At 74.6% G+C, this 445-nt stretch carries 1 protein-coding gene; it reads right to left on the reverse strand.

The window, feature by feature from the left end:
- The coding region (locus I6F37_RS40025; protein WP_225154382.1) for a type III pantothenate kinase at window positions 1-445 on the reverse strand (445 nt) is incomplete at both ends.

Here is a 445-nt window from a genome sequence, read left to right on the forward strand (position 1 = left end):
AGGCGCTCCCCGCCGGCGACCTCGGCATGGAGGATGGCCAGGCCTTTGAGGGTCAGGTCCGGATCGATGACGTCGACGTCGGGGATGGACTGCGCCCACGGGGCCGCCGACAGCCCACCGGTGAGGATGGCCTGGACGGCGCGAGGCTCGATGCCGGCGGCCTCGGCCAGCTCGCGTCGGGCGCGGGCCAGGAGGGTCGAGGCCATGCCCTGGTGGCCGGCCACCGCTCCGGCCTGGATGGCACTGACCGTGTCGCGGCCGATGATCCGGTCGGGCATGCGCAGGGCGACCCGGGGCAGCTTGGCGGTCTTGGCCGCGAGCGCCTCCAGCCCGAGCTCGAGCCCGGGTGCGATGGCCCCGCCGACATAGGCCCCGTCGGCGTCCACGGCGTCGAGCGTCGTCGCCGTGCCGAAGTCGACGACGATCGTGGGCCCGCCGTAGAGGT

Source organism: Bradyrhizobium sp. NBAIM08, assembly GCF_020193935.1.
Lineage (GTDB): Bacteria > Pseudomonadota > Alphaproteobacteria > Rhizobiales > Xanthobacteraceae > Bradyrhizobium > Bradyrhizobium yuanmingense.